11 protein-coding genes are annotated in these 19,033 nt (G+C 37.2%); 3 read left to right on the forward strand and 8 right to left on the reverse strand.

Translation table 11 applies throughout. From position 1 onward, the window contains the following. Window positions 1-34: 34 nt before the first annotated feature. A complete protein-coding gene (locus tag CXF71_RS20530; protein ID WP_101234775.1) occupies window positions 35-955 on the reverse strand; it encodes a hypothetical protein in 921 nt (306 codons plus the stop codon). A 7-nt stretch (window positions 956-962) separates the two neighbouring features. After that, on the reverse strand, window positions 963-3,893 hold the full coding sequence (locus CXF71_RS20535) for a tetratricopeptide repeat-containing hybrid sensor histidine kinase/response regulator (RefSeq protein ID WP_232771561.1): 2,931 nt from the start codon (window positions 3,891-3,893) through the stop codon (window positions 963-965). A gap of 556 nt (window positions 3,894-4,449) precedes the next feature. Here CXF71_RS20535 and CXF71_RS20540 point away from each other — a divergent pair. Beyond that, a complete protein-coding gene (locus CXF71_RS20540; RefSeq protein WP_101234777.1) occupies window positions 4,450-5,346 on the forward strand; it encodes a glucosaminidase domain-containing protein in 897 nt (298 codons plus the stop codon). A 113-nt stretch (window positions 5,347-5,459) separates the two neighbouring features. Here the strand turns inward: CXF71_RS20540 and CXF71_RS20545 are convergent, their stop codons facing one another. After that, window positions 5,460-8,684, reverse strand: coding sequence for an efflux RND transporter permease subunit (locus CXF71_RS20545; protein ID WP_101234778.1), 3,225 nt, complete (start codon window positions 8,682-8,684; stop codon window positions 5,460-5,462). Between the two features lie 2 nt (window positions 8,685-8,686). Next, window positions 8,687-9,904 (reverse strand): efflux RND transporter periplasmic adaptor subunit, encoded by a 1,218-nt coding sequence (locus tag CXF71_RS20550; RefSeq protein ID WP_101234779.1) that lies wholly within the window; start codon window positions 9,902-9,904, stop codon window positions 8,687-8,689. A 423-nt stretch (window positions 9,905-10,327) separates the two neighbouring features. Between CXF71_RS20550 and CXF71_RS20555 the strand changes: the two genes are divergently transcribed. Next, a complete protein-coding gene (locus CXF71_RS20555) occupies window positions 10,328-11,182 on the forward strand; it encodes a CvfB family protein (protein WP_101234780.1) in 855 nt (284 codons plus the stop codon). Window positions 11,183-11,672: 490 nt separating this feature from the next. Here CXF71_RS20555 and CXF71_RS20565 read toward each other — a convergent pair whose 3' ends face one another. Continuing rightward, window positions 11,673-14,144, reverse strand: a complete 2,472-nt coding sequence (locus CXF71_RS20565) for a TonB-dependent receptor (RefSeq protein ID WP_101234781.1) — start codon at window positions 14,142-14,144, stop codon at window positions 11,673-11,675. Window positions 14,145-14,301: 157 nt separating this feature from the next. Then, window positions 14,302-14,655, reverse strand: coding sequence for a hypothetical protein (locus tag CXF71_RS20570; RefSeq protein ID WP_101234782.1), 354 nt, complete (start codon window positions 14,653-14,655; stop codon window positions 14,302-14,304). Between the two features lie 399 nt (window positions 14,656-15,054). On the opposite strand from CXF71_RS20570, the gene traF reads away from it, so the two are divergent. After that, a complete protein-coding gene (gene traF, locus CXF71_RS20575; RefSeq protein ID WP_101234783.1) occupies window positions 15,055-16,314 on the forward strand; it encodes a conjugal transfer protein TraF in 1,260 nt (419 codons plus the stop codon). Between the two features lie 162 nt (window positions 16,315-16,476). Here traF and CXF71_RS20580 read toward each other — a convergent pair whose 3' ends face one another. Together CXF71_RS20580 and CXF71_RS20585 are read right to left on the reverse strand one after the other, a co-directional pair. Next, window positions 16,477-17,607: a succinylglutamate desuccinylase/aspartoacylase family protein gene (locus tag CXF71_RS20580; RefSeq protein WP_101234784.1), complete on the reverse strand. Its 1,131-nt coding sequence runs from the start codon at window positions 17,605-17,607 to the stop codon at window positions 16,477-16,479. A gap of 13 nt (window positions 17,608-17,620) precedes the next feature. Continuing rightward, a complete protein-coding gene (locus CXF71_RS20585; RefSeq protein WP_101234785.1) occupies window positions 17,621-18,868 on the reverse strand; it encodes a PLP-dependent decarboxylase in 1,248 nt (415 codons plus the stop codon). Window positions 18,869-19,033 lie beyond the last annotated feature (165 nt).

Below are 19,033 nucleotides of genomic sequence, written 5' to 3' on the forward strand. Positions count from 1 at the left end.
TATTGTCTTACCATGCTGATTTTGGTGATAAAAATCACATCACCTTCCATAGCCCTTTGTCGTCAATGCACATTAGCTCTGTGAGTGTTTCCTTCTCATTGCCAAAATGATTATTAAAAATGACATTCATACATTGTTGTTTGTTCCGCGTGGTGGTTTTTCCTTTCAGTATAGTGCCGCGATTACCACTCTTAACATTTTGCCAAACCGACTTAGTTTGATTGCTATCACTGAGTAAAACGACAACTTTTTCTTGCATCAGTGCGACATCTTGGGCGGTTAAATACTTAGCAGAACGCGAGTCAACATCAACAATACCCGTTAAACCTGAGACCATTTCAAAGGGCAGAGAGAACACGCCTTTAAAAAAACCAGAAACTAAACCGCTACTCGCTTCGGATCCAACAGTTTTAGCATCAACAACGGTATTTTCAATACGTGATAGATATTGAGGAATATACTCCCTGGAGAGTTTTACTTCTTCCAAATATCGAGTGGAATGCGGTCGCCACTGCGCAACTTCTGCAGTGGTATTATTTGTGGTTTTAACAACGGCATCAACACGCTTTAGGATGGCCGGCATAGATTTTTGCAATATTGCTACTTGCTGTTCAATACGCGCAAGTTGGCTTAGTATTGCTGGTAATTGCCTTGAATAATTTTCGCTTTCAACGACAACTTGCTGTACCACAGGAAGTGATGCTTGGACTTGCGATAAAATAGCAGGTGTTTGTTGGGAGACTAATTCCCTCACTTTGCCAACCTCAAGTCTGACGAGGGAAACTTCTTGAATGATATCTTCAACCCTAGGACTGACTAAATCGACTGTTCTTGTGGTCTTTTCGATAACACTGAGCATAGCAGGAACATGTAAAGTAAACTTAAATAAAGAAAAAGCTAAAAAGGCAATGGCTAAAGCCAGTAACGCCTGTGAATAAGAAAACTGTTTCATCATGGAAATATCACTGCTGCTCGATTAAATTAATTTCATCAACTAAACAATGAGTTAAATCACTAATCATTAAGTGGTCTGGTTTATCTGTCATTGATTCTTTTTTAATTATAGTCTCTAGCTCTTGTGCTGCCTGATTAAGCTCAATAAAGCCAAACATTTGTGCAGCCCCAGCCAAGCGATGTGCCAGACAAGCAATATTTTTAATATCGTTATTATCGCTATAGAGAATAAGACCTTGTTTATCGCGACTAAGATTAGCTTTAAACTCAACGACTAAATCACTCAAATCAACTTGAGAAAGACTCTCTTCAACTTTATTAACAAGTTCATTTTTTATTAAAGTTTGCTGTTTTTGCCTACCTAAGGAGTCAGTGAGTGGACTTTCATGGGGTTTAGTAGTGAAATATTTAGCTATGACGGCAATAAAATGTTTTCTTTCAATAGGTTTTTTTAAATGCCCGGTAAATCCCAGTTCTAGATACTGGCTAACTTCATGGGACATAGCGTTCGCCGTTAAAGCATAAATGGGTTTGTTACAGCCCAAAGCACGTAAAGCTTTAAAAGCTTCAACGCCATCCATTTCTGGCATTTGAATATCTAAGAGTACCAAGTTGGGTTGATGTTCAACGCAAAATTTCACCGCTTCCTTTCCATTACGGGCAACAATAACTTCTAAACCTAAACTCCTCAGTAAACGGGCAATCAATCGTCGGTTATCATCATGATCTTCAGCCAATAGGATTGTTCCGCTAAAGAATATGTCACTACTATCGAGAAGTGAGGAATCTGGTAATAGATTTACCTTATCATCAATATTATGCTGACAAGGTAGCGTTAAACAAAAGCGACTACCTTCGCCTAACACACTGGTTGCTGCAATATTACCTGACATTAATTTTGCTAACTGATTTGATAAAGTCAGCCCAAGACCTGAGCCACCAAAACGTCTACTGATACTATTGTCTGCTTGAGTGAATATTTCAAAGACTTGCGCTAAATGCTCTTTACTCAAACCAATGCCGGTGTCGGTTACCGTAAAAATCAGTTGCTCGTTTTGCCAATTAATATTTAGTGTTACCTTGCCTTGTTCCGTGAATTTTATCGCGTTGGCACATAAATTAAGTAAAATTTGCTTTAAACGTAAACTATCAACTTGAATAATAAAGGGTAAGCATAATTGATGCTCTATGGTAAAGCTTAGATGTTTCTGCTGAGCTTGTGCGCTAAACGTATGAGATAAATCTTGAATCAACTCACCTAAATCTAATGGCTGTATTTCTAACTCAAACTTATTAGCTTCAATACGGCTTAAATCCAAAATATCATTGATCAGTTCAAGTAAATGCAAGCTATTGCCGTGGATTACTTCAATATCTTCTTTTACTTTATGTTTATCAATATCGTCATGAATAATAGCTTCTGCATGACCAACAATAGCGGTGAGTGGTGTACGAATTTCATGACTCATATTTGCCAAGAATTGGCTTTTAACTTTGTCAGCTTTTTCTAGCTCTTTAGTCAAATTTTCAAGCTCACGAGTACGTTGCTTAACGCGTAATTCTAATTCTTGTGTTAAGCGTTGCTCAAGGTAGCGACGATAGATAAAAAACACCACAACAAGAATGAGCACCAAGGTTAAAATAATAACATTACGTTGCTGTTCGGTTTTAGCCGATTGTAATATTTGCAGCTTTCTGCGCTGCTCTAAATCCACTATTTTTTGTTTTAGTTGCTCAGACTCAAACTCTGCCAATTTAGCATTAAGGGTATTATTAGAAGTGCGTGAATAACTTTTTTCATACTGTTGCTGCTCCCTTAGTGCTTTAATAAACTGTTGGTTACTGGCACTGATCAAGGCAGAAATAGCTAAATTTTCGGTGAGTAGTATTTGGTAGTCAATTTTTTTACCTACGGCAATAGACCGTTCTATGTATTGCTCAGCTTCTATTAAATCACCGGAATAAAAAAAGGCTTTTGCTAAACTTTGTAAGCTACCTGCATAGGCTTTTTGGTGACCAACCTCTTTACTTATAATTAGTGCTTTTTTACCATAAAAAATTGCCTGCTCCACATTAAACATATCATTATAGAGCTCAGACATATTATGCAGCTGTGCAGCAATATCATGCTTTAATCCATGTTGTTGAAAATATTCTAGTGCAGCTAATAGATTCGCCTTAGCTAACTTAAATTGTCCTGAATGTTTGTAAGCTATACCTAAGTCAGCTTTCGCTGAAGCGACACCATGATTATCTTTTAACTGCTGACGTTTTTCTATTACCACCCTCAGCATTCCAATCGCACTATCAAAACGCCTTAAGCTAATATGCAAAGCAGCAATATTATATCTAACATCAATTTTGTCTGTTTCATCGCCATAACGGGCATATAAAGGTTCGGCAAGTTGATAATTTATCAAGGCTAAATCTGATTGCCCTAATGAGGTATAAACAAGGGCAATATTATTTAATAAATTTGCCCGTTCAATGGCAAAATCATTTATGTCCTCAGCTTTGTGGACATCATAATAATCAAAAGATAATTGATAAGCATTTAATGCTTTTTGCAACTCACCCTGATAATAAAACAACACGCCAAGCATTTTGTTTGTTTGTGCTGTTAAGCGGTATTCTTTTGCTTCATTCGCGATATCCCTAGCCTGTAATAAAGCTTCAACCCCACGATTGTATTGATAAAGAGTAGATAAAACTTTACCTTGCTGAAGCAGTATTTCCGCTTGGTCAGTCCCATTAAACCTATTCGATTTAATTAATATCGACAATTCTGCTAGTACTTGTTTTTTATCTTCTTTTTGATTTATTTCGTTTAGCTGTATTTGTAATGGGCTATCCTGCGCCCAAGCTTTATGGATGATCCCTAGATTACTTATGGCGAGTAAACAAAATAGCAATATTGTTTGATTTATTCTTACCATCATGGGTACTTAAGGCTCATTTTCGCTATTACGGGGTACTGCATTTTATAAACAGTAATAAAGGTCATTATTTATAACATTAATTGCTATTAAAAAACATCATATCAATATATTGCATCTTACTCGCTTATACTCAAGTAATACCAGTTTCATTAAATAATTGTTCTACTTTTTGGTGAGGAAAAATGGATAAGAACAAGGCATAAATTTTACTAAGTAGTTATTCTACTTATGAAATTTATAACGCTGTTATTATTTATTTTAACCATCAAAAATGATCACTTAATTAGTGAGATTGGTATAAGTTAACTGATAGCAATTGCATTAAGCTTCTTTCCATTCAATGATATTTAAAAACTTAAACACTAGGAATTCATTGAAGATAATGGTTAATCAAGAAAATATCCTCCTACATTATCTAATAAGCTACATGCTAGTGGAGCTATGCAAGATATTGGTATTAATTGGAATTATCCCTTTTGACAACAGTAAGTTCATTACCTAAAATTCATGCTAAACAGTAGTACTGACTACCACCGACTCATTTAAGGATAATCTTATGATTAAAAAACTTACGCCACTGATATTCATGTTAATGGGTACCATCAGCTCTCTTTCCTTTGCACATAATGATCAAAGGCAGTTTGAAGAAATCGAAATTCATTCATTAGATGACTTAATGTCTTTGTTCAAGAAGCACCATTACACCAGCAAAGACTGGCAAAATGGTAACAGAGAAGTACCAAGATTAACCTTTTCAGGAGTAAGTGAAAATTGGAAAACAACCTCTAATCAAATTACAGTAAAACAAAAAAAACAGGTGTTTTTCCGGTTAATGGCCCCCTTAGTTTTAATTTCTAATGAAAACATTACTGCTGAACGAGAAGTTATAAAGTCTGCACCTTTGTCATCAAAAATTTTGCTAGCCATAGCCAAAAAGTACCGATTAATTAACACTACAACTGCAAGTTTAACAAGTGATCAGCGCCAACAGTTGTTGCAACAAGTAGACATTATGCCGCCATCTCTTGCCTTGGCTCAAGCGGCAGAGGAAAGTGGCTGGGCTAACTCACGGTTTACCGAGGAAGGCAATGCTTTTTTTGGTCAGTGGGATTTTTCTGGTAAAGGCATGACGCCTAAACAGCAACGTAAAGAGTTAGGCAATTATGGTTTAGCGCGTTTTGACAGTCCATTAGCTTCTGTTGAAGGTTATATGTTTAACATCAATATTACTGGTGCTTATAAAAAACTTCGCGTATTGCGGGCTAAGTTACGCCAAGAGAATAAAGCGATTACGGGTTTAGAATTAGCGGGAACGTTAGATAAGTACTCTGAACGTGGACAAGCTTATATTGATGGCCTGCGCTCAATGATCCGCTATAACAAACTAGAAGATGTTGATGAGGCATTCTTATCAGATACTATTTTAATTAAACTGGTATCGCCTAAATCATAAGTTTCTAGCTATACATAAAGATTCACTATCTCAGTAACAAAAAAGGCAATGTTAAATAACATTGCCTTTTGTTTTTTAAAGCTTAGCTTTACGCCAAATGATAACTTCAACTATTAGCTTGAAGGTAACTCTTTCGCTGTAACCATATCCGCTTCATTCTGTTTATTTTTCTTCCTAGAAAATACACGTTTAATATCTTCAATAATCATATATAAACTTGGAATGAGTACTAAAGTTACAATCGTAGCAAACAGAACACCAAAGGACAGTGATACCGCCATTGGAATAACAATCATCGCCTGCATACTGGTTTCAAAAAAGACAATAGGTACTAGGCCAACAAAGGTGGTGATTGACGTTAGCATGATAGCGCGAAAACGTTTAGTACCTGCATGCATAACTGCATTCTTCAAGGTTTCTCCACGTTTTCTAGCACTGTTAACATAATCCACCATTACCAAAGAATCATTTACTACAACCCCCGCAGCGGCGAGAATACCAAATACGGAGAAGGTATTTAAATCCATACCTAAGATTAAATGCCCTAATACTGAGCCGATAACCCCAAACGGAATGACTATCATAATCATCACAGCTTGCGCATAAGACTTTAACGGTATTGCCAATAATGAAAAAATAACCATTAATGAGATCATAAAATCACGGAGTGTCTTGCTAGCACTTTCCATTTCTTCTTGAATTCGGCCCGACACTTCGCTTTTCACTAGTGGATATTTACGCAATAACTGTGGCACAAAGTTATCGCGAATATCTTTGGTGACTTCAAAAGGTTCGACTTGTTCTGCATCGACACTAGCCCAAACATTAATAGTACGATTGCCATTTTCACGGCGTATACGAGTAACACCATCGGTAAGTATAATTTCAGCTAATTCAGATAATGGTAATTCTGCACCGTTTGGTGCTTGAATCATCACATCATCAACATGGCCCACAGAACTACGTTCTGCTAGTGGGTAACGCACCATAACCTTAATTTCTTCACTATCACGCAGAATACGCTGCGCTTCTAAACCATAAAAACTGTAACCCACTTGCGAGGCAATATCTGCCAAGGTCAATCCCATAGAATAAGCTAACGGTTTCAATTCAAATTGCACTTCTTTGGCGCTAGTTTGACGAGAATCATTAACATCACCAACACCTTTCAGGGTATTAAGTTTTGCTTTTAGTTCTCTAGCGGCCAGTAATAGCTGCTTGTCATTTTGGCTTTCTAATCTAAAAGCAATATCACCATCATCACGGCCACCACCAAAGAGGTTATCGCTAATAGTTAACGACTTAACACCTGGGTAGTTAGGTATCGCATTTCGCCATTTATCGGCCAAAGCAAAAGTATCCATAACACGTAATTCAGGGTCTACCAGTTTAACCATAATTTGTCCGCGGGTGCGACTTCGTAGGTCAACTTGCATATCAGAAATCATAGATTGACCCTGTTCAGCTTCAATTTCTTTATCAATACGATTGATAACGCCTTGAATGCTTAACAGCGTACTCAACGTTGCTTTTTCAGAAGCATCAACATTCATTTCAACTGTGATGCGAGGAAAATCATGTGGGATTTTTGGTTGTCCGACAAAACGCACTAAACCACCGCCGAATAATCCGGCACTAATGAGCATTATGCTGATAAAAAACATCAACACCGCATAACGATAGTTCAGAAATACCGCCAAGCTGGGACGATATTTATTTTCAATAAAGTTTTGTAATGATTTATCAATCCAAGCTCGTGCTCTGTCTAATGGATTTTTAGGGTTAAACGGTTTAATTTTCATTTTTACCAAATGCGCGGGTAAAATAAGTTTTGATTCGATTAAAGAGAAGATCAAACATAAAATAACGACAAAACCAATAGACTTACCAAAAGCTGATTCAGGACCATCACCAAGCACGAACGGAATAAATACAGCGATGGTAGTTAACACACCGAAAGTTGCTGGCATAGCAACACGTTTAACACCGCGAATGACATTATCAGTAGTATGACCATGTTGCTCAATTTCTTCATGGGCACTTTCACCCATAACTATTGCATCATCAACAACAATACCGAGTACTAAGATAAAAGCGAACAAGCTGGTGATGTTAATAGTGACATTAACAAACTCCATTGGCATCACCAATAATGTTCCTAAGAAACATACCGGTAAGCCCATCATTACCCAAAAAGCTAAACGTACACGTAAAAATAATGCCAGCATCAAAAACACTAATACAGCACCACTTTTCATGTTGTCCATCATCATGGTTAAACGCCCTTCAAGGTAATAGGTCATATCAACCCACGTTTCTAACTTAACACCTTGAGGTAACGTCGCTGACTTCTCTTCAACAAACTTATTCACTACGGTAGCGACATCAGTAATGCTTTGATTATCTGCAGCACCGATAAAAATAGTAATTGAATTTTTACCGTTAAATTTTGAATATTGTAAACCTTCTTCAAAACCATCAATGACAGTAGCTAAATCGCCTAGCAATACCTTAGTACCATCTGCAAGGGTCACCACTGGAATTTGTTCAAATTCATGTCCACGATAAGCTTGGTTTTCCACGCGCAGGTTGATATAACCATTTTCCGCACGAATTTGCCCTGCAGACATATTACGAGAATTACCACGTACTGCATTAGCAACATCTCTAAAGTTTAAATTATATTCACGTAATTTATCTTTACTGACTTCAATTGATATTTCATAACTTAAGCCGCTAAATAAATCCGAAATATTTACGAAAGGTAATTGTTGCACTTCATCATGAATTTTACGGCCAAGTTCTTTCAGCTCACCGTTAGTTAAATCACCATATAAACTGATATACATGACTTCTTGACGAAACTTTTCTCGTTCAACTTTAATGCGCTCCATACCTTCAGGAAAGCTGGAAATAGAATCTATCGCTGATTTAACTTCTTCAAGCACTAATTGCGGGTCATAATCTAAGTCAACTTCAAACCAACCATTAGAATAATTACGGTTTGAGTAAGTAATCACTCGCTTAAGACCTTGCACCGTTTCCAATGCTTCCTCAATTTTTATGGTGATGCCTTCTTCCACTTCTTGTGGTGCGGCACCAGGATAGGGTGCGGCAAATGAAATCCAGTTGATTTGCACTTGCGGGAACATTTGTTTATTAATAGTGTTTATCGTTAAAAAACCACCCACTAAAATAAATATCATTAGTAAGTTTGCGGCAACACTATTACGCGCAAACCATGAAATTAAACCGGTATGAGTATCAATATCATCATGAGGCCTGTTGAGGTTCTCATTATCATTTTTCTCATTGGTTATACTGTCATGAGAACTCATTACTATTCTCCTGACTCTTTGTTATTTGCCATTTGTGTTTCGCTTTTTTCAGTCTCAACATCTTTTTCTTCAAGTTGAGTTTCATCACCTAACAAGGCTAATTTCATACCATTTACGGGGAAGTCTAATGCAGAAACAATGAGACGATCGCCATTTGCTAAGCCATTGGCAACAATAACATTACTACCTTGTTGGCGAACAATATCAATAGTCACATAATGTAGTTTGGAATCGCTGTCTAGAATAGCGACTTTGCCATTAATAACTAAATGTCTCGATACCACAGTTGCTTGTGCAACATTATTACCGACAATTTTAGCGTTAACATAACTGCCAAAGCGAAGTGGTGCTGACGATACTTTAGTTTTATTTTTTAACTGATAAGGATCATTTAACTCAGCGACTAAGTATCCCATACGACTCTTACTATCAATAACGCCTTCATTACGCTTGATAGTTGCGCTCCACTGCGTTGCTTTACCTGCGTAGATACCCACAAGGTTAACTTTCGCATTTACACCTTGGTTAGCTAAAAATTCAAGCTGATTATCGGCTACAGGCAAACGTACTTCAGCAATATCTGTAGCAAGTACATGACCTATTTTGCTACCCACACCGACAAAAGATCCTAAACCAATATTGCGGCTATCTATCATGGCATCATAAGGCGCTCTAATTTCAGTGCGCTCTAAATTACGCTCTGCACGTAAAACTGAAGCTTGTGCCGCTTTAACACGAGCAAGTTCCTGTGCCAGTTGTGGCTTACGTAAGCTCAGCTCTGTTGGAGATGTATCTGTTATTTGCTTCCATTCACTCTCTGCAACTTTACCTTGCGCGACTTCTTTTTCAAGTCCAGCTCTGGCTGTTGCCATAGAGGCTTGCGCATCAATTAAGGCTGCTTGGTAATCGTTAGGGTCAATTCGAGCTAGCAGCTGATTCTTTTTAACAAAGCCGCCCCGAAGGAATGTATCACTCAATTCAACAATTTCGCCGTTAACTTGGGCAATCAACTCAGTTTCATATTTAGGTGTCACCATGCCATAAGAGTTTACTTCTAATGTCATTGGCGCTACTGAAATTTCACTTACGGCAACAATTGGTGTGTTATCTACCTTAGCTTTTTCTTCTGGTGGTTTTTTCAAACTAGAAAAAACAGCCATGGCAGCAATGCCTGCAGCTAAGATAACGATAGGTATAATAATTTGTTTTTTAGTGGCCACTTTTAATCCCTTATTTCTTTAAAAGTTTTATATTTTTTATTTGCTTTATTGACTGGCAAATTTATCTTAATTTTAATTGCGCTAGAATAACCAATTATTCATTACAAGTATTAACAAAGATGTAACTCGTTATTACAAGATATACGCCAGATAAATAAAAAAAGGTCAACAGAGACAAATAGAATATAAAAATCAATAAATTACAATTAGTTAAAAACCAAAAAACTTACTTAATATTTTTTAACCCTCAATTTTTAATAAATATTTATTTTTTCATTGGTTTTTTTCACTATTTATTAAGGTGTATATAATTAATGTTGTCAAAAACACTACAAGTAAGTAAGTGTTCAATCAAATTGAAATCGTTGGGTATACCAGATTGAATGCGTTATAATAGGGGATACTTTATTTACGGCACTCCCCATGACAGACTCACACATACCCACTCAAGCTACTCTTGGTAAATTCAATATGCTCACCATTGTTGCCTTACTGGACAAAGGCGCATACCTTGATGGTGGGGATTTAGGTGAAATTTTATTACCTAAACGCGACCTGCCAGATGCCTGTAAAGTTGGTGAACAAATCAAAGCATTTCTTTACCTCGATTCTGCTGAAAGGCTTATAGCGACAACAACGACACCTTTAGCCCAAGTAGGTGAGTTTGTCTCTTTGAAAGTTGTCCAGGTAAATAAAATTGGTGCTTTCCTAGATTGGGGATTACCTAAAGATTTATTAGTTCCTTTCAATCAACAGCATTCCGAAATGGAAGTAGGTAAGTATTATCTCGTTAGAGTATTTCTTGACCAGCTGACTAATCGTATTGCTGCCTCAAGTAAGATAGATAAATTCCTTGATATTTGGCCTGCTGAATATCAACAAGGCGATAAAGTGAATTTAATTATCGGTGGCAAAACTGATTTGGGTTTCAAAGCTATTGTTAATGACCTGCATTGGGGCTTACTTTACGATAATGAAATTTTTCAGCATCTTAGAGTTGGTAAAAAAATTCCTGGCTATATTAAGCAAGTGCGTGAAGATGGCCGTTTAGATTTACTTTTAACACGCGGTAGTAAAAATAAAGTTAATGATTTTTCTGAAAAGTTATTAGCACATATTGCTGACAGAGGTGGTATAACGCCACTAAATGATAAAAGTGCACCTGAATTGATCCAAAGAACTTTAGGGGTAAGTAAAAAAACCTTTAAAGCGACGGTAGGAAATTTACTAAAGAACGGTAAAATTGCCATCGTTAAAGAGGGTATCAAGTTAGTCTAAACAATCTAGTTAACTAATAGTGCAAATAAAAAGAGGTATATACCCGTCCCACTTGAAGATGCATGATTCAGCTGGAATTATAAACGCCTTTAGGCAAGGCATTGATTGAAGATAATAGTTATTCTATTGTCGAAATCAATAACGCAGCATAAAGCGTTTATAAACCAGCCCTTTGGGGAAGACTGAGCAAATCATACTCGTCGTTACATTTGTTTTTAAGGGAATGACCCTTAATAAAAAAATGTGCCTTGATTATGAATCGCTCAGACTTCCTGAAACGAGCATCTTCAAGTGGAATGGGTATAACAATGTTATACCTCTTTTTTTTACTGCCAAGTCCTATTTATAATGACAGTACTTATTCAATGTACAACCGCATCTGTCATGGTAATAAAAGATAAATTAACCGCTAATGATTAAATCCAATACTTGACTTATATAGCCTGTGATCTGCTTCGAATAACACTAGTTGAGTTTCATTGATAAAAGTTTAAAAGCTACCACGAATTCCTACACTAAAATTACGCCCTGGCAATGGTGCAACTTCTTTTAGAAATGAGGAGTGCACGCGGGCATGTTCATTTGTTAAGTTTTGTCCCTTTAAATACAAGGTCAAGTCATCACCAAAACCATCAACATAATAATTAACGTGCGCATCAACCATAGTGTAGCTATCGGTATTTGTCTCGAGGTCTGCAATATTTTCCTGTTCGAAGTAATGACTTACGCTTAGTTCACTATCGAACTTATCTGCTTGATAGTTGATAATAGCACCAACCCGCATAGGTGGGATCCGAGGTAAGTTATCGTTTTCATTCACTAACCGAGCTCGAATATAATCAGCGATTAAACTTGTTTTAAATCCTGATGATACTTGATAGATAAACTCAGCTTCACCACCGTACATCTCAACATCATCTTGCTGGTACACTAGGATTGGTAAGCCAAATTCATTTTCAGCCTCATCCGCATGGCCGTGATCTTCTACAAAAAATAAGCCGGTATCTTGTTGATAATAGTAATCATTAATACGGTTATAAAAAGCACTAATGACATAACCAAAATCACCATTAAATTTCCGGAACGTTATATCTATGTTAAGTGAAGTTTCAACACTGGGCGCTTGTTCAGCCAACTCAACATGAATTTCATCCCCCTCTTGATGAACATCAAACATAGCACCTACTTCAAAGGTATTTGTACCTATATGCGGCCCGAATGAAAATAACTCTCCAGAAGATGCTGCACGTTGTGATAATGCCATTGAAAACCCTAAATTATATCCTGACTGGTAATCCCACACTAAACCGGCTGAAGCACTTATTGGCGTAAATGACTGCTGATCGAATGAGACCAATGTTTCATGGTGTTCAGTATGTGATGGATCGTTAGGTAACACATCTTGAGCTTGATGAGAACTTTCAAAACCAATTAAACTATCATCAGCCTCTAAATTAACTTGCTCTACCCTAGCACCTAATTGCAATAAAACTGGGCCAAAATGCTTTTCTTCTAACCAAGCAACTGCAAACATTTCCGATGTAGATGGTGGAGAAAAAGCTTCTTCGCCCAAGGCTTTAAAGTCTGACGATTTATAATGAACTGTCCATGCACCTTGCCATCCAGAAGTATCCTGGTGGAATAGGTCAATACGTGCTTCGGTACTTTTATTGGTAAAAGTGGTGCCTACTAAGCCTGACTCAATCTCTTGATGTTGGTAATCACTATAAGCAAATTTAGTCGCTACCTTATTAATAAATTGTTGGTCGAAATTATACTCACCTAGAACCTGCCAGCGATCTTGCTGCATTTTGGCATACACACCGACTTCTTCATCATGATCATCAGCTGAATGTTCATCGATATGTTCTTCTTCATGACTATGTCCAGGAATACCATATTCCCTGTCCATAAACCCATAAGAAAAACCTATAAAGCCATCTTTAAGTAAGTAACTTGAACCCAATGTTGCCCCACTGGAAGTACTCGCACTATTTTCTAGGCGCTGTTCACCCGATACTTCGTGACCTTCATCTTCTTCATGAATATCAGCTTCTCCAGCAAGTTTGTAGTTCTTAGAGTCTCGCCAAAAACCGTCTAAATGAAAAGCGACATTATCGGTACCGGTTTGGATATTAATTGATGCCTGCTGCTCATTAGATACATCGTTATACTGTAACAAGTAATCGACTTGTTCATCACTACTCGTTGGAACGCGTTCATCAACTACATTAACTACACCACCAATAGCACCACTGCCATAAAAAAGAGTTGCCGGACCACGTAACACCTCTATTTGAGTCGCGGTACTCGTTTCAGTAGCCACAACATGGTCTGGCCCGACCCGGGAAGCATCACCAACATCTAATCCATTTTGTGTAATGAGAACTCTAGGACCATCCAGACCTCTAATTATTGGTGTGCTAGCAACAGGGCCATAATAACTGGAGTGCACGCCGACTTCGTTTTTCAAGGTTTCCCCTAAAGTCGCCGCTTGTTTCATTTTCAATTCATCTGCACTGAGAACATTAATAGGCAGCGCAGATTCAATTGAAGAACTATGTAATGGCGTTGCATGTACATCAATCACTTCCATTACTGATGTAGCTAAAACTATATTCAAGTCAACAATATCTTCTTCGCTAACAATAACTTTATGGTTACTATGCCCATGATTTTTAGCACTAATATGTATTTCAAAAATACCTTTAGTAACATCTGTAAAGCTAAATATACCTTGAGAGTTTGTGCGGACCTGCTGTGAGTCTAGCCCTAATTCGACCACGGCATTATAAATAGGTTGGCCATGTTTGTTTAATACAACGCCTGATATCTTCTGGGCGAGGGTGTTAGCGCTAAAACATAATATTGTGCTAAGTGTCGATAGTACCGTGACATTAGCAATTTTTTTGAGAGGTGATTTTACTTGAGTATTGATACTCTTTTTAGTCACAAAAAACATAAACGGGTTTCCAATAATTTTTTAAGGGATGCCGACCTATCTGCTAATTTATATTCGCAGGCAGACAGCTAAGGGAAGCATTGCTTATTTTGAGGAAGCACTTCACTATAAAAAGATATAACTAACTTAATATCTTAATAAATAACTAAATAAGAAATTACAGAAATGTTGGTGGTGCTCTTAGCGGAGGATATACATGGGTAGCTGAAATAAACACGGCATTGATAATAGCAACGTTGCTAATATTAATTATCGCTATGGAAACTGGGTATAAAGCTAACGATCTCGGCGGAGAATCAATGCCTTGTTGGCATAAATGACAATCATGCAATTCAATATTAGCAAGACCGTCAGATTCAACTTGTGCATAATGCTCACTATGGACAAACAAAGCTGCGCAAAAAAGCAATAGCGTCAAAACACTCTGACGAATGTGTCGCTTATTAAGTTGCTGTTGGGATAAGGCAGAGTTCATGATTGTGATAATATAACACCTAACAAGTAAATTCAATCATAGTCCACCTACTTATTTCAAAATATCATCCCCTCATCAAACACCGAGATGTATGTATATCCGTTACCATTTAAGATGCATGTTTGAGAGTGCTTGAGTAATTTCAATTCAAGGTACTGTGATCAAATAATGGTTGTTCTGGAGAATATCTCCTACATTCTCTAATAATCACTCTATACTGCCTTAAATACTTAAACCATATAATGACTATGGTTAAAGTATTTCCCTTGCCTAAAGTTATTTTAATTCCCTCTGAAATCCGCACTTTGATTGGTAACGAGTATATATGTCCAAAACATCTAACTAAACAATTTCACTACGCTATACTTTGTACAATTACCAATAAGCTATTGCTTTGAATAGCTATTGCTATCTTATTAGCATAAGGATACCTTTATGGCCCCATTTACAAAATCTCCGTTAAATAAAGTAGGTATACTGACATTTAAACAGACATTGTTATTACTAACCGTAATGGGTGTCACATTACCGAGTTATAGCGAAAGTTTTACCGTTAAACGTGCAGGGCAAGGCTTTACTGGCTTAGCCCAAGACTTCACTTCATCATTAAGTAATCCTGCGCTACTTACCACGTTTGACAACGACGATGACATCTTCTTTTCCTTGAACATAGGAAGCATCGCATCTGACAAATATAATGTTATTGATACGACTGAAGATATTAGTGACAACCTAGATACATTAGCCAACGATATTAACGGCATTCAAAATTTTCAATCCTTAGAACAAGCTAAAAATTATTATGATGACTTAAATCTGCAAGTAGATAATATCATTGCTGATTTTGAAAATATCGATGAAAAAATAGTAAAACTACGTAATGGTTTGAACTTACAGATACTTATTCCGAATAAATATTTAAGTTTTGGCCTTTTTACCAATCAATATGGCCGTATTGGTGGAACAATGGATTACAGCGAAGGCGATGAAAAGATTTTAAATGACGCCATTTTATCGGCTGAGTTAGACTTAAGTGAACTCGAGTCAGCAACCATAACCGTTGGCTACTCAATTGCAGAAGCAGGTTTTATGGCTGCTTACCCTGCCGTTAAACACGCTAATTATGATGTAAGTGTCGGTGCAAAATTAAAATACCAACGTATAGACCTTTATTATAATCGCGTGAAAATCAACGATTTTGAGGATAATGACTTCGAGATTACCAATGAAGAAAATATCACAGATAAAAGTGGTACTAATGTTGATTTAGGCTTATATATAAATTGGGGCGATGAACGTCAATGGCATGCAGCATTAGTAACAAACAACTTAATGAAACAAGTCGTTCATCATATTGAACAAGATATAACGTTCACTCTAGTAAATAATACAAGTCTTGGCTTAAGCTATCAAAATAGCTGGGTTAGCTTAGCGACAGAAATAGATCTTACCGATAGGGAAAAGCTTTCGTCGTTAGAGGCTAGCAAATATGCGGGTGTAGGCGCTGAATTTCGTTTCTATGAGCATATTCAATTTCGCTTAGGTTATCGTACTGACTTAAATGATATTGATGATGATATTTACACAGCAGGTATTGGTATTTCACCTTGGGATGCTTTCGCATTTGATATTGCCGCCTTTACTGGTGATAACGATACCATTGGTGCGGCATTGCAACTTAGTTTAAAAATTTAAATTAGATGGACTAAATTAGCTCACTTATCGTCTTCTAATTTAACATCATTTACACCTTTTAAACTTTTACACATAGACAACTGAAAGTAAAAAGCAGCCATTGATAATATTCAACAGCTGCTTTTTAATGGTGTATTTACTATGCTCCGTTGCTAGTACACATTAGAGTTCAAAGTAATTACAAAATACTTTATACAACTCGGTTCCCTGGTTAACACTGGCAGAGGCAAAATGTAAAATAGGGATAACTTCCTGCTCAAGAGACACATAATGCAATGCCTCACCATCACCATAATTATCCATGCGAAGAATTCGAGCTAATGGCTGGCCTGCAGCTAAAGGCTTTCCGAACTCCGCAAGATAATCTACCATGCCACCCATAGGTGAATACAAAGCCTTATAATCCTTTAGATAACAAGCGTACCGAGTCATTTTTTGTGGCTGATACTGTTTATTATCAATAACCTTTTGATAGGTTAAATAAGATAAAATACCTAGTGCATCTTGCTTCGCCACATCTAAGTCTATTTGCTCTTGAGAGCCAAGTTCAACCGTAAAGCTTTCTTTCTTAAAAGCCCCCTCTCCCATAGTGAATTTTCGGCCTGAAGCTTGATAGGCCTGTTGTAAACTCCACCATGGACAAAACGTTGCCTCGTCCATTGCGCCATCAAAGTCATTTTGAATCAATATTGTATGTTCAATATCGAAATATTCCGCACTCGCTTGTGCATATTCAGGGCAATATAAGTGCTTACTGGAAATAGGACCCGTATGTAAGTCCAACACTATATCTGCTTGATGGGCAAGTCGCTGTAACTGATAGGCAATTCGTTGCCCCGTAGTTATACCCCAGATATTGTGTTCTAATTTTTTTTCAATTTCAGTAAGTAAAAGTTGTTGGAATTTAACTTTTATTTCTTCTTCACTGGCATCAATATATTGTTGAACGAAAGGTTCAATAACAGTTGGATCGAAATGATACATTCGATTCCAGTTAACACCGGTAATAGGGTCAAAGCGTCCTAAGGTGTACTCACCATTTTTATGATTACAAGCAACAGGATTAGCATAAGGGACTAAGGTAATATTTGCCTGTAAATCACAGTGTTGCAATAGTTCAAGTAATTGGAAAATTACAGCATTACCTTGTACTTCAGCGCCATGCATATTAGCCTGAATATAAACGTTGGGCGCAGAGCTATTTTCAGATTTAAAAGCGTATACAGGTACTGTTAGCTTAGCGCCACTTGCCATTTCGCCAACAGACATAACCTCTTTGGTAAATTTATTCATTACAATTCCTCAACTAAGCCATATAAGATGAAGCAGGCTGAGCTGCTCTAACTTGAGTAAACGTGCCATTTTGGTATACATATTCAGCGGCTAACTCATGACATAAGAAAAATGGCATGCTTTCTGTAAAGCCATAAGCGCCACAATAACCGAACACTAATCGCTCACCGATGGCAATGTCTTCGGGTAAAAGTAAATGCCCCAGTTTATCCATGCTGGTGCATAATGGCCCATGAAGATCAAACGCTTGCATAATCGACTTTTCAGCAGAAAAACCTTCACGTAAAATTTGTACCGGAAAAGGCTGTTCAGTGATCGCGGGACGTAATAAATGGTTTATACCAGCCGCCAACACTAATTGCTCTTGACCATAGTTTATTTTTCTATCAACCACAGGCACGACATAATAGCCGCACTCTGCAACAGCAAAACGCCCTAACTCTAACCATAACTCTTTGACACCAGATTTTTCTTTGATAACAGCCAGGTCTTCAATAACTTGAGACCAGGACAACGCTTGCCCCTCACCTAAATAATCAATACCTAAACCACCACCCAAATCGAGCACATCTAAAGTCATACCAATGCTGTTAGCCAAATCAGTTAAAGGCGTTATCATTTGAGACCATAATGAAAACATTTTTTCATTACTCAGCATATTTCCCCATTGGAAAATATGTAATCCACATAAATTTAACGCTGGATAACTATCTACATGGATATTCTGCCACTCGGATACTGATAGACCAAAGGGTGTTAAGCTATTGCCACCCAGTGGATTTTTCTCACCTTCATGCCATTGCAGTTGAACCCTAAGTAGTACTTTTGGCTTTTCATCATTAGTCAATGATTCGGCTTGCTCGAGCACCACTTCATTTAACCAATTAAGTTGATTTAAGCTTTCAACCACAAAAGTGCGAACACCTTTTTTCACAAAGGCATCAAGCTGTTTCTTTGATTTAGCGGGTCCAGTATTTAATACTCGACTCGGATCTATGCCTTGCGCTAGAACTTGAGTTAATTCACCCGTACTAGCAACATCAAAGTTGAAACCTTCACTATCAAGGGTTTGAATAATTTTAGATAGTGGATTGGCTTTAACGGCAAACCATAATTTAATCACGTCTTGCTGCTGTAAAGTTGCTAAATGTGTTTTAAGCGCATCAAGTTGATAAACATAATAACCTTGTTCATCTTCCGGTGACTGATGGGTAACTAAGGCATGTTCAATACTGGTGTCAAACCAAGGAGATTTAGTCATCATACTTTTCTTTATATTTGTCTTTATAGTTTTCTTTTAAATGTCAGAACTCAATCAAGTGAGTATATTAATTATTCAGCTTTAAGTTGTATGGTGCAAACTAAAGGAAAAAGCACGGAGTTGATGACTATCAAGATTCCGTACATCCTGTACTTCACCTTTCAG

This window comes from Colwellia sp. 12G3, from assembly GCF_002836775.1.
In the GTDB taxonomy this organism is placed as follows: domain Bacteria; phylum Pseudomonadota; class Gammaproteobacteria; order Enterobacterales; family Alteromonadaceae; genus Colwellia.

What these genes read in the sequence shown, in the direction of transcription:
- CXF71_RS20580 (WP_101234784.1), bottom strand. Translation starts at nt 17,607, where the DNA reads ATGAATAAATTTACCAAAGAGGTTATGTCTGTTGGCGAAATGGCAAGT.
- CXF71_RS20555 (WP_101234780.1), top strand. Translation starts at nt 10,328, where the DNA reads ATGACAGACTCACACATACCCACTCAAGCTACTCTTGGTAAATTCAAT.
- CXF71_RS20565 (WP_101234781.1), bottom strand. Translation starts at nt 14,144, where the DNA reads ATGTTTTTTGTGACTAAAAAGAGTATCAATACTCAAGTAAAATCACCT.
- CXF71_RS20530 (WP_101234775.1), bottom strand. Translation starts at nt 955, where the DNA reads ATGATGAAACAGTTTTCTTATTCACAGGCGTTACTGGCTTTAGCCATT.
- traF (WP_101234783.1), top strand. Translation starts at nt 15,055, where the DNA reads ATGGCCCCATTTACAAAATCTCCGTTAAATAAAGTAGGTATACTGACA.
- CXF71_RS20585 (WP_101234785.1), bottom strand. Translation starts at nt 18,868, where the DNA reads ATGACTAAATCTCCTTGGTTTGACACCAGTATTGAACATGCCTTAGTT.
- CXF71_RS20545 (WP_101234778.1), bottom strand. Translation starts at nt 8,684, where the DNA reads ATGAGTTCTCATGACAGTATAACCAATGAGAAAAATGATAATGAGAAC.
- CXF71_RS20540 (WP_101234777.1), top strand. Translation starts at nt 4,450, where the DNA reads ATGATTAAAAAACTTACGCCACTGATATTCATGTTAATGGGTACCATC.
- CXF71_RS20535 (WP_232771561.1), bottom strand. Translation starts at nt 3,893, where the DNA reads ATGATGGTAAGAATAAATCAAACAATATTGCTATTTTGTTTACTCGCC.